We start from the raw sequence: 11,009 nt of genomic DNA on the forward strand, positions 1-11,009 counted from the left end.
GCACCGTACGGGCGGGAGCGCGACCGGCCGCGGCCCGCCGGTCAGGCGAACAGGTCGGTCTCGAAACCGTCGGGGCCACGGCGCGGCGCTGGGCCGCGCAGCAGCGAGAAGTACTCCACCGCGTCGATCTCCTGGGCGATGTCGTTGGACAGCGCGAACCGCTCCCCGGCCACGGTGATCTGGGTGGCGTGCTCCCGCATGGCCAGGGCCTTGGCCGCCCAGTGCGCCGTGGCGTCGATACGGGTGGTGACGGCCCCGTCGGGGGTTCCCGGGGCGATGTCCCCGATCCCGGCCGGCGCGGTGAACGGTCCCGGGTCCTCCTGGAGCCGGGCGACGGCCGCGGCGAGCACCGAGCGGGGCTGGGCGATGGCGTAGAGCTTGCGGGTCTGCCAGGGGGTTCCCGGCAGGGAGCGGTCGGCGGCCATGGCGAACGCCCGCAGGGCCACCCGGTGGGCCTGGATGTGGTCGGGATGGCCGTAGCCGCCATTGTCGTCGTAGGTGACCATGACGTGCGGCCGGACCTCGCGCACGATCGTCGCGAGTTCGCGCGCGGCCTCCTCGACGTCGGCCCGCCAGAAGCAGTCGGGGTCGTCGTTGGTGGCGGCGCCCATCATGCCGGAGTCGCGGTAGCGGCCGGCCCCGCCGAGGAAGCGGTGGTCGCCCACCCCCAACGCGGCGCACGCCCGTTCCAGTTCGCCGATGCGGTACTCGCCCAGTCCGCCCTCGCGGTCGGCGGCCAGGTGAGCGAGCTCGGGCGGGATGACCTCGCCCTGCTCGCCGAGCGTGCAGGTGACCAGGGTGACCTCGGCGCCCTCCGCCGCGTATTTGGCCATGGTCGCCCCGGTGACGATGGACTCGTCGTCGGGGTGGGCATGAACCAGGAGCAAGCGGCGATCCGTCATATGCGGGACGATACCCGTGCGCCGGCCGGGGTAGTCCACGCCGTTACCGGTGTGACCCGCGCCGCCCCGCCGTCACGCGCCGCCACGCGCGCGCTGCCACAATCGGCTCATGAGTTTCCCACGGCAACAGGCCCGGACCCGGCGGTTCTCCCTCGGTGTGCCCCGGGCCTTCCAGATCTCTCCGGACGGTCGGCGCGTCACCTTCCTGCGTGGCAGGCACGGCCTGGATCCCGCGACGTGCCTGTGGCTCCTGGATCTGGACAGCGGCCGGGAACGGGTCGTGGCCGACCCCCGCGAGCTCGGCCGCACCGACGAGGACCTTCCCCCCGAGGAGCGCGCGCGCCGCGAGCGGCTGCGCGAGACCGGCGGCGGCGTCGTCTCCTACACCGTCGACGACGGGCTCACCCGCGCCGCCTTCACCCTGTCCGGGCGGTTGTACCACGTCGACCTGGTGGGAGACGGGGCGACCGCGCGCGAGCTCCCCGTCACCGGCCCGGTCGTCGACCCCGTGATCGACCCGCGCGGGGAGGCGGTGGCCTACGTCAGCGGCGGCGCGATCCACGTCGTCACCATCGCCGACGGGAACGTGCGAACGCTCACCGGCCCCGAGGGGGAGGGGGTGACCTGGGGACTGGCCGAGTTCATCGCCGCCGAGGAGATGGGCCGCTACCGGGGCATGTGGTGGGCCCCTGACGGCTCGGCGCTGCTGGCCGCCCGGGTGGACGACTCCCCGGTCGCGCGCTGGCACATCGGCGACCCCGCCCACCCCGAGACCGCCCCGCAGGTCATGGCCTATCCGGCGGCCGGGACCGCCAACGCCGAGGTGCGCCTGGCCGTCCTGCCGCTCGGGGAGAGCGCGGAGGGGCCGGCCAAGCCGGCCTGGATCGACTGGGACCGCGAGGCGCTGCCCTACCTGGTGACGGCCGGGTGGACGACCGGACCCGACGGGACGCCGACCGTCGTGTTCACCGCGCAAAGCCGTGACCAGCGGTCCATGACCGTGTTCAGCGCGGACCCCGCCACCGGTCTGGTGTTCGACCTGCTGTCGGAGGACGACGACACGTGGGTGGAGATCATGCCGGGCGTCCCCGCCTTCACCGCCGGGGGCGACCTGGTGTGGATCGGGGCCCGCGGCGAGGACCGCGAACGCCACCTGTACGTCGCGGGGCGCGCCGTGGAGGGCAGGGGCCACTACGTCCGCGGCCTGGTCGACGTCGACGGCGGCCTGCTGCTGTACAGCGGGTCGGTGGCGGGGTCGCCCGGCGACGTCGGGCTGTGGCTGTTGGACGTCACCGAGGGCGGGGCGCTGCCCGTGGAGTTCCCCGGCGCGTCGACCGGCGGCGTCCACTCGGGCCGGTTGCGCGGCGGGACGCTGGTCCTCCAGCGTCGCGACCTGGAGAACGACGGGGTGCGCACGGTGGCGATCCGCGAGGCGGCCTCCGAGACCCGTCGCTCGGTCACCCCGATCGACAGCTTCGCCGAGACACCCGACCTGCCGGCCCCCCGGGTGCGGATGTGGGCGGCCGGGGAGCGTCGCATCCCCTCCGCGCTGCTGCTGCCCTCGTGGTACGAGTCGGGGTCGGGGCCGCTGCCCGTGCTGATGGACCCCTACGGTGGTCCGCACGCCCAGCGGGTGCTGCGCGCCCGTGGCGCCTACCTGACGTCGCAGTGGTTCGCCGAGCAGGGGTTCGCGGTGCTCGTGGCCGACGGCCGGGGGACCCCCGGTATCGGGTTGGAGTGGGAGCAGGCGATCTCCGGTGACCTGGCCTCGGCGGTTCTGGAGGACCAGGTGGCGGCGTTGCACGACGCCGCGGCCCGCTCGGAGGACCTGGACCTGGATCGGGTCGCCATTCGCGGCTGGTCGTTCGGCGGGTACCTGGCCGCGCTGGCCGTGCTGCGCCGTCCGGACGTCTTCCACGCGGCCGTCGCCGGCGCGCCGGTCACCGACTGGCGGCTGTACGACACCCACTACACCGAGCGTTACCTGGGACTCCCCCAGGAACGACCGGACGCCTACGCGGCCAGCTCCCTGCTGGGGGACGCGCCGAACCTGCGCCGCCCGCTGATGCTGATCCACGGGCTGGCCGACGACAACGTGGCCTTCGCCCACTCCCAGCGATTGTCGTCGGCGCTCCTGGCGGCGGGCCGGCCGCACACGGTGTTGCCGCTGTCGGGGATCACGCACATGCCGACCGAGGAGTCCACCGCCGAGAATCTGCTGTTGCTCCAGGTGGAGTTCCTGCGTGAGGCGCTGCGCGGGGAGGGCTCCGGCTCCTGACGAAAGGCCGCGGACAATGTCGCGGGGGGAATGCCGGATCTGGCATTCCCCCCCCCGCGACATTTCGCTCTACCCGGGCGTCCGGGAGGCACCCCTCAGGACTGGCCGGATCCGGCCAGCGCTTCCCTCTTGCTCTTTCGTGCCGCTTCTCCCCGGGCGTTGGAGACGACCGGTCAACTTCGGTGTTTACAGATTCGTCATCTGAGCGGATGTCCCCGCATTCCGGCCTCTGAAGATCATCATTACATGTCGGGATTTTTCTCTTTGTGTTGGGTCTATTGCGAAGCGTTCCGATGACTTATCGTTTCCAATCGTTTACCGAGTGTCCGGTGAACACCGCTGGTCATCGCCCCACAAGGGCGGCGCCAGCGGGGATTCGCGTCGAGTCCCCGCTCGTTGACGCGGATCCGCCCTGGTCATCCAGAGAAAGGGCTGGAAGTGAAGAAGTCCCCCGTGTTCCGTGCGCTGGGCGGTAGCGTCCTGGCGTTCGGCCTGGTGCTCACCGCGGTCCCCGCCGCGAGCGCCGCCCCGGCACCCGCCGCCCCCGCCGCACCGGCCGCCCCCGCCGCCACCCAGGCGGAGGCGCTGGAGCGTGACCTCGGCCTGTCCTCCACCGAGGCCGCCGAGATCACCGCGAAGCAGGAGAACGCCGTCAAGGTCGAAGAGGAGCTGCGCGCGTCGCTCGGCGACGACTTCGGCGGCAGTGTCTTCGACGTCCAGACCGGGAAGCTGACGGTCTCGGTCACCGACGAATCCGCCGCGGCCGAGGTTCGCGAAGCCGGGGCCACCCCCCGGGTCGTCGAGTTCGGCGAGAAGGAGCTCGACTCCATCGTCTCCGACCTCAACTCCGAGGAGACCACGGCCGACGCCGCGGTCACCGGCTGGTACACCGACGCCGCGGCCGACGCCGTGGTGATCACCGTGGAGAAGGGCCAGGAGGCCGCGGCCGAGGAACTGGTCGCCGCCGCCGGGGTCTCCGCCGACGCGGTGCAGATCAAGGAGACCACCGAGGAGCCCCGCACCTACGCCGACATCATCGGCGGCAACAAGAACAGCCTGAACGCCGCCGGCACGAGCTACTGCTCCGTCGGCTTCGCCGTCCAGGGTGGTTTCGCCACCGCCGGCCACTGCGGCAGCGTCGGCGCGACGAGCTACTCCCCGGCCGGGACGTTCGCCGGTTCGATCTTCCCCAGCCGCGACATGGGCTGGGTCCGGACGACCAGCGCCTGGGTTCCGCGTCCCTACGTCAACAACTACTCCGGCGGCACGGTGACCGTCCGCGGCTCGCAGGAGGCCGCGATCGGCGCCTCCGTCTGCCGCTCCGGTGCCACCACCGGCTGGCGCTGCGGTGTCATCCAGTCCAAGAACCAGACCGTCCGCTACGCCCAGGGCGCGGTCTACGGCCTGACCCGGACCACCGCCTGCGCCGAGCCCGGCGACTCCGGCGGCTCCTGGCTGAGCGGCAACCAGGCGCAGGGCGTCACCTCCGGTGGTTCGGGCAACTGCCGGACCGGCGGGACCACCTACTTCCAGCCCATCAACCCGATCCTCAGCCAGTGGGGCCTGACCCTGGTCACCGGCTGACCTCCCCTCGGGTGAGCCTCCGCGCTCCCCGATGACCGAGTAGGGGTTCCCCGGCGTCGCTCGCGGCGCCGGGGAACGCGCGTCCCCGGCCACACGCCACCGACCGGTACCTCTCCCCATCCCCGTACCGGTCGGTCTCTCATGTCCACTGTCTCATTATGCGGGACAGGCATCTCATGCACCGGTTCTCCTGCCGTACCCTGAAGCGGTCAAACAGCAATAAACCGGAGGTAGTGGCACCGTGGTCGCGCAGAATACGGACCCAACCGGCGAGAAGGCACCGCCCACCAACCCGGCCGGCCGGGTCATCACGGCCAGCCTCGTGGGAACGTCCATCGAGTTCTACGACTTCTACGTCTATGCGACGGCCGCCGTCCTCGTCTTCCCCCAGCTCTTCTTCCCCGCGGGGGACCCGACCGCGGCGACCCTCCAGTCGCTCGCCACCTTCGCCATCGCCTTCGTCGCCCGCCCCGTCGGCTCGGCCCTGTTCGGCCACTTCGGCGACCGCATCGGCCGCAAGGCCACGCTCGTCGCCTCCCTGCTGACGATGGGCATCTCCACCGTCGCGATCGGCCTGCTGCCCACCCACGCCCAGATCGGCGTGTTCGCGCCCCTGCTCCTCGCCGTCTTCCGCTTCGGCCAGGGACTGGGCCTGGGCGGCGAGTGGGGCGGTGCCGCCCTGCTGGCCACCGAGAACGCCCCCCGGGCCAAGCGCGCGCTGTTCGGTACCTTCCCCCAGCTGGGCGCCCCCATCGGGTTCTTCCTGGCCAACGGCGTGTTCCTGCTGCTGTCGGAGGCCATGAGCGACGACGCCTTCCTGTCGTGGGGCTGGCGGGTGCCGTTCCTGCTGTCGGCCGTCCTGATCGTCGTGGGCCTGTGGGTGCGCCTCTCCCTGCACGAGACCCCCGCCTTCGCCAAGGTCGTCGCCTCGGGCTCACGCGCCAAGGCCCCCGTGACCGAGGTGTTCCGCACCGCCACCCCCGCCCTGGTGCTGGGCACGTTCATCATGCTCGCCACCTACGTGCTCTTCTACCTGATGACCGTGTTCTCGATGTCCTACGGCACCAGCCCCGAGGGACTGGGCTATGAGCGCTCGGAGTTCCTGGCGCTGCTGCTCGTCGGCGTGGTCTTCTTCGGCCTGACGGTCCCGGTGGCGGGCGTGCTCGCCGACCGGTTCGGCCGCCGGCCCACCCTGATCGTCACCACCTCGGCGATCCTGCTGTTCGGCCTCGTCCTCGGCCCGCTGTTCGGCGCGGGATCGGTGCCCGCCGTCCTCGCCTTCCTCATCATCGGCCTGGCGCTGATGGGCTTCACGTTCGGCCCGATGGGCGCGGTCCTGCCCGAGCTCTTCCCCACCAACGTCCGCTACAGCGGCGCGTCGATCTCCTACAACCTGGCAAGCCTGCTCGGCGCCTCGGTCGCCCCCTACATCGCCACCTGGCTGGCCGACTCCTTCGGGCTGGCCTGGGTCGGCGGCTACCTCGCGATCGCCGCGGCCATCACCCTGGTCGCGCTGGTCATCAGCCGCGAGACCCGCGACACCTCGCTCGACGAGATCGGGACCGCCGCGAAGTCCTGACACCCCACGACCGCGGGCGCGGGCGGGCCGTCGCGGCCGGCCCGCGCCCGTCGTCCTGTCCGGGGGCGGCCGTGCCCCCGGCGGGCCTGGCCCTAACCTGGGAGCATGCGTTTCCCCTGGGCCGTTCTCATCGACCTCGTCTGCGTCCTGGCCTTCGTCCTCATCGGGCGTTCCAGCCACGGCGAGGGCAACGCCCTGCTCGGCCTCGCCACGACCCTGTGGCCGTTCGCGGCCGCGCTCGCGGCCGGGTGGCTGCTCACCCGGGCCTGGCGGGCGCCCGCCGCGGTCCTGCGCACCGGGGTGGGCGTGTGGGTGGTGACCATGGCCGGCGGCATGGCGCTGCGGGCCGTCACCGACGCGGGAACCGCCCCGTCCTTCGTGGTCGTGACCTCGGTCTTCCTCGGTGTGACGCTCCTCGGCTGGCGTGCCGTCGCCACCGCGGTGCTGCGCCGCCGCCCGGGCCGGGCCACACCGGCCGCGTCCCGCTGACACGCCGGCCCGGCGTGCCGGCGGCCCTGTCCCGCCTCTCCCGCCACGGCTAGGCTGGACCGCGGAAACCGGCCCTGCGCGATCCGGCCGGACGTCTCCGGCGGATCCCCGCCCTTCCTGATGGGAGCGCCATGGACGAGGTGATGATCGCCCTGGCCGCCGCGGTGGCCGGCAAGGTCGGCGAGTCGCTCGCCGAGAACCTGCGCGAGCCGCTGAAGCGGCTGCGCCGGGCGCTGCGGGAGCGCTTCCGCGACGCGCCGGACGCCCGCGCCGCGTTGGAGGCCGCCCAGGACGACCACGACGACGCGGTCGCCGTCGAGGAGCTGGCGGGCCACATCGCCTCCGTGGCCTCGACCGACGCCGAGATCGCCGAACTCGTCGCGCGCCTGCGCCCCCACGTCGCCACCGGCCGGGGTGACGTTGTCAACACCATCCACGGCGACGTCTCGGGAACCGCGATCCAGGCCGGCGAGATCCACGGCGACATCCGGCTGTGAGGGAGCCGGGAGGAGCCACAACGTGAACGGAGACGGCCGCTAGGTCCCGTTTTCGTTTCACCCCTCCCGGAAGGTGCGAAACGGTCCCGTCCCTTGTCTACCCTGGATCGGGTGAGTGAGCAGGTCGTCGCGTTCCCCGCAGCAGCTCCCGAAGCAGACCGGCCCGAGGTCGGTGTGGGCCCCTGGGAGGGGCCCTGGCCTGAGGGGGACCACTACGACCCGGTGCTCCTCGCCGAGGGCGACCGGCGCAACGTCGTCGACAGGTACCGCTACTGGAAGCGCGAGGCCATCGTCGCCGACCTCGACACACAGCGCCACCCGTTCCACGTGGCCGTGGAGAACTGGGAGCACGACTTCAACATCGGGTCGGTCGTGCGCACCGCCAACGCGTTCGGCGCCAAGGCCGTCCACATCGTCGGCAAGCGGCGCTGGAACCGGCGCGGCGCGATGGTGACCGACCGCTACCAGCACGTCCACCACCACCCCGACACCACCGCCCTCCTCGCCTGGGCCGAGGAGGAGGACCTTCCCGTCATCGGGGTGGACAACCTCCCCGGTTCGGTCCCGTTGGAGACCTATCCCCTGCCCCGGGCCTGCGTCCTGGTCTTCGGACAGGAGGGGCCGGGACTCTCCGAGGAGGCCCGCTCGGTCTGTCGCGCGGTGCTGTCGATCGCCCAGTTCGGCTCCACCCGCTCCATCAACGCCGGCGCCGCCGCCGCGATCGCCATGCACGCCTGGGTACGCGCCCACGTCTACGGCCAGGGCCTATGAGCGGCGTCGGCGAGGCGCGCTGGTCGGGCGGGCTGGCCCCGCACCAGCGCCAGGCGCTGGAGCTGCTGGCCGAGCGGTGGGCCACGGGCCGCAACCGCGCCTGGCTGGTGCTGCCGCCCGGCTCCGGGAAGACCCTGGTCGGCCTGGAGGCCGCGCGCCGACTGGGCCGGCGCACCGTGGTGTTCGCCCCCAACGCCGCGGTCCAGGGGCAGTGGGCCGCGCAGTGGCGGTCGTTCGAACGCCCCGAGGGCTGCACCGCCGGTGTCGACCGCCGGCTGCGCGACGACGTCACCGTCCTCACCTACTCGTCCCTGGCCTTGTTCGACCCCGACGCCGAGACCGACGAGGAGGGCCGCCCCCAGGCCCAGCCCAAGCGGCTGCACGGCAACGGCTCGGCGCTCCTGGACACGTTGCGCGCCGAAGGCCCCCTCACCCTGGTCCTCGACGAGTGCCACCACCTGCTCCAGGCATGGGGGCGCCTGCTCGGCGAGATCCTGTCGGGTTTCACCGACGTCCACGTCATCGGCCTGACCGGCACGCCGACAACGGCCCTGACCCCGAGCGAGTCCGCGCTCGTCACCCGCCTGTTCGGGGAGCCGCTGCGCGGCGCGTCCACCCCGGCGCTCGTCCGCGAGGCACGCCTGGCCCCCTTCGCCGAGTTCGCCTGGATCACCGAACCCACCCCCGCCGAACACGCCTACATCGGCGAGGAGGGACAGCGCTTCGCCGACCTGTGCGCCGACCTGCTCTCCCCCGGGTTCGCCTCGACCGACTTCCTGCCCTGGCTGCGCGCCCGCTTCCACGAACGTGTCGGCGCGGACGGGACGGCGGTGCCCTGGTCCCAGATCTCCGCCGAGACCCCCGAACGCGCCGACGCGGTACTGCGGCTCCACCACGCGGGCCTGTGCGAGCTTCCCCCGGGCGCGCGCTTGGTGGAACGCCACCGCCGCCCGCCCCGGGCCGAGGACTGGACCGCCCTGCTCGGCGACTACGTGACGACGGGACTCCAGGTCGCCGCGCCTTCGCCCGATGACGAGAAGGCGATCGAGCGCATCCGCGCCGCGCTGCCCTCCGTCGGCTGCACGCTCACCAAGCGGGGAATCCGCGCCGCGCGTTCCCCCGTGGACCGGGTGCTGGCCCGCAGCTCCGCGAAGGGGCACGCGGCGGTGGAGATCGCCGCCGCCGAGGCGGCGACCCTGGGCGAGGAGCTGCGCGCCCTGATCCTGTGCGACCACGAACGCGCCACGAGCCGCCCTTCGACCCGGTTGCGCGAGGTCCTGGCCGACGACGCGGGCTCGGCCTGGGCGCAACTGGACCTGCTGGTCGCCGACGAGCGGACCCGGCCGTTGGCGCCCATGCTGGTCACCGGCCGCACCGTGGCGGCCGCACCGGACGTGGCCGAGGCGTTCGTCGCCTGGGTGCGACGCCGACGCCCCAACCTGCGCCTCGACGTGACCCCCACCGAGGACGGCCGGCTGGCGCGGGTCGAAGGCTCCTGGACGCCGCGGCACTGGGTACGGCTGGCCACCGCCTACTTCACCAAGGGGGCGAGCCGGCTGCTGGTGGGCACGCGGGCCCTGCTCGGCGAGGGGTGGGACGCCCCCGCGCTGAACACCATCGTGGACCTGACCACCGCGACCACGGCCACCGCCGTCACGCAGAGCCGCGGCCGGGCGCTGCGGCTCGACCCCCGCCGTCCCGGCAAGGCCGCGCACACCTGGACGGTCGTGTGCGTGAGCGACCGCCACCCCAAGGGCGCCGCCGACTGGGACCGCTTCGCCCGCAAACACGAAGGGGTCCTGGGCGCCGACGAGCAGGGCGAGGTGACCAGCGGGATCTCCCACATCGACCCCTCCTTCTCCTCCTACGCCCCTCCGTCCCCCGGGGAGTTCGGCGCGCTGAACGCGCGCATGCTGGCCCGCGCCGCGGACCGGGAGGCGACCCGGGCGCGCTGGCGGATCGGCGCGCCCTACACCGACGAGCTGCTGCCGACGCTGCGGGTCCGGCCGCTGTCCGAGGACTCCGCCACCCCTGCGCGCCCCGTCCCCGGCCCGGTGCACCCTCCCGAGGCGATTCCGGCCGCCTCCGGGGTCGCCCCACGCGAACCGCTGTCATCGCGGCCCAACGGAACGTCGCTGCTGGCCGGTACGGCCACTCTGGCCGGCGGGACGGTGCTGCTCGGCCTGGTCCTGCCGGCGGTCGTGGCGCTGGTGGCCGCGGTCGCGGCCGGCGCCACCGTCGAACGGCTGGCCACCCGCGCCGTGCGGGAACGCGCGGCCACCGGACTGGTCATGGCCGCCTCCGAAGGGCCGGAGGTCTGGCGGTTCGGTTACGCCGTCGCCGACGCGCTGCGATTGGCGGGACACTCGGCGATCGGCGCCGAGGGCGTGCGCGCGCGACCCGGCCCCGGCGGCACCTACCTCATGTCGCTGAGCGGCGCCGGCCCGCACGCCGCGTCCCTGTTCTGTGAGGCCCTGGAGGGCGCGCTGTCGCCGCTGGTGGGCAGTCCGCGTTACGTCATCGCGCGCTTCTCGCTCGCCCCGGCGGTGTCGGAACCGCACGCGGCGCGGCGCACCGCGGCGGCCTGGCTGCGTGGCCGCGCCCCCGTGAACCCGGGATCGCCCCACCCCGTTCCGGCGCTGTTCGCCCGCGACCGCGCGGGGATCGAGGCGTTCGCCTCCGCCTGGAACCGGTGGATCTCCCTGAGCGAACCGGTGTACACGGCGAGCCCGGCGGGGGCGAAGCTCCTGCGGGAGTACTACGCGACCGACTCCTACCCGGTGTCCACCTCGCTGCGGTTGACCTGGTCCTGACCCCCGCCGCCGGGGCCACATGCCGCCCCTCCTCACGGGGCGGGACCACCGCGGCGCCGCGCGCCCGCCGGCCCCCACCACGGTCACGGCCGAGCC

Annotated in this window: 8 protein-coding genes; 7 read left to right on the plus strand and 1 reads right to left on the minus strand. The window is 73.4% G+C overall.

What is annotated here, in order from left to right; all coding sequences use genetic code 11:
- Nucleotides 1-41: 41 nt before the first annotated feature.
- A complete protein-coding gene (gene mshB / locus B5D66_RS20045; RefSeq protein ID WP_078763342.1) occupies nt 42-902 on the minus strand; it encodes an N-acetyl-1-D-myo-inositol-2-amino-2-deoxy-alpha-D-glucopyranoside deacetylase in 861 nt (286 codons plus the stop codon).
- A gap of 109 nt (nt 903-1,011) precedes the next feature.
- Here mshB and B5D66_RS20050 point away from each other — a divergent pair, with 109 nt between their 5' ends.
- The 7 genes from B5D66_RS20050 to B5D66_RS20080 all read left to right on the plus strand — a co-directional run bounded on the left by B5D66_RS20050 (nt 1,012) and on the right by B5D66_RS20080 (nt 10,913).
- Nucleotides 1,012-3,180 carry a S9 family peptidase gene (locus B5D66_RS20050; RefSeq protein ID WP_078763343.1) on the plus strand — a complete coding sequence of 723 codons (2,169 nt, stop codon included), beginning with the start codon at nt 1,012-1,014 and terminating at the stop codon, nt 3,178-3,180.
- Between the two features lie 438 nt (nt 3,181-3,618).
- The gene (locus B5D66_RS20055) at nt 3,619-4,764 is read left to right on the plus strand and encodes a S1 family peptidase (RefSeq protein ID WP_078763344.1); all 1,146 of its coding nucleotides are present in this window, start codon (nt 3,619-3,621) and stop codon (nt 4,762-4,764) included.
- Between the two features lie 241 nt (nt 4,765-5,005).
- A complete protein-coding gene (locus tag B5D66_RS20060) occupies nt 5,006-6,343 on the plus strand; it encodes an MFS transporter (RefSeq protein WP_200813723.1) in 1,338 nt (445 codons plus the stop codon).
- Nucleotides 6,344-6,448: 105 nt separating this feature from the next.
- Nucleotides 6,449-6,832 (plus strand): DUF3054 domain-containing protein, encoded by a 384-nt coding sequence (locus tag B5D66_RS20065; protein WP_078763345.1) that lies wholly within the window; start codon nt 6,449-6,451, stop codon nt 6,830-6,832.
- Between the two features lie 131 nt (nt 6,833-6,963).
- Complete coding sequence (locus B5D66_RS20070) at nt 6,964-7,329, plus strand: hypothetical protein (protein ID WP_078763346.1); 366 nt, start codon at nt 6,964-6,966, stop codon at nt 7,327-7,329.
- 111 nt (nt 7,330-7,440) lie between these two features.
- Nucleotides 7,441-8,100: a TrmH family RNA methyltransferase gene (locus B5D66_RS20075; protein WP_078763347.1), complete on the plus strand. Its 660-nt coding sequence runs from the start codon at nt 7,441-7,443 to the stop codon at nt 8,098-8,100.
- Entirely contained in the window at nt 8,097-10,913 is a 2,817-nt protein-coding gene (locus tag B5D66_RS20080; protein ID WP_078763348.1) for a DEAD/DEAH box helicase family protein, read from the plus strand. The genes B5D66_RS20075 and B5D66_RS20080 overlap by 4 nt, the downstream gene beginning before the upstream one ends.
- Nucleotides 10,914-11,009: the final 96 nt, after the last annotated feature.

This window comes from Marinactinospora thermotolerans DSM 45154, assembly GCF_900167435.1.
In the GTDB taxonomy this organism is placed as follows: domain Bacteria; phylum Actinomycetota; class Actinomycetes; order Streptosporangiales; family Streptosporangiaceae; genus Marinactinospora; species Marinactinospora thermotolerans.

What these genes read in the sequence shown, in the direction of transcription:
- mshB (WP_078763342.1), bottom strand. Translation starts at nt 902, where the DNA reads ATGACGGATCGCCGCTTGCTCCTGGTTCATGCCCACCCCGACGACGAG.
- B5D66_RS20050 (WP_078763343.1), top strand. Translation starts at nt 1,012, where the DNA reads ATGAGTTTCCCACGGCAACAGGCCCGGACCCGGCGGTTCTCCCTCGGT.
- B5D66_RS20065 (WP_078763345.1), top strand. Translation starts at nt 6,449, where the DNA reads ATGCGTTTCCCCTGGGCCGTTCTCATCGACCTCGTCTGCGTCCTGGCC.
- B5D66_RS20070 (WP_078763346.1), top strand. Translation starts at nt 6,964, where the DNA reads ATGGACGAGGTGATGATCGCCCTGGCCGCCGCGGTGGCCGGCAAGGTC.
- B5D66_RS20080 (WP_078763348.1), top strand. Translation starts at nt 8,097, where the DNA reads ATGAGCGGCGTCGGCGAGGCGCGCTGGTCGGGCGGGCTGGCCCCGCAC.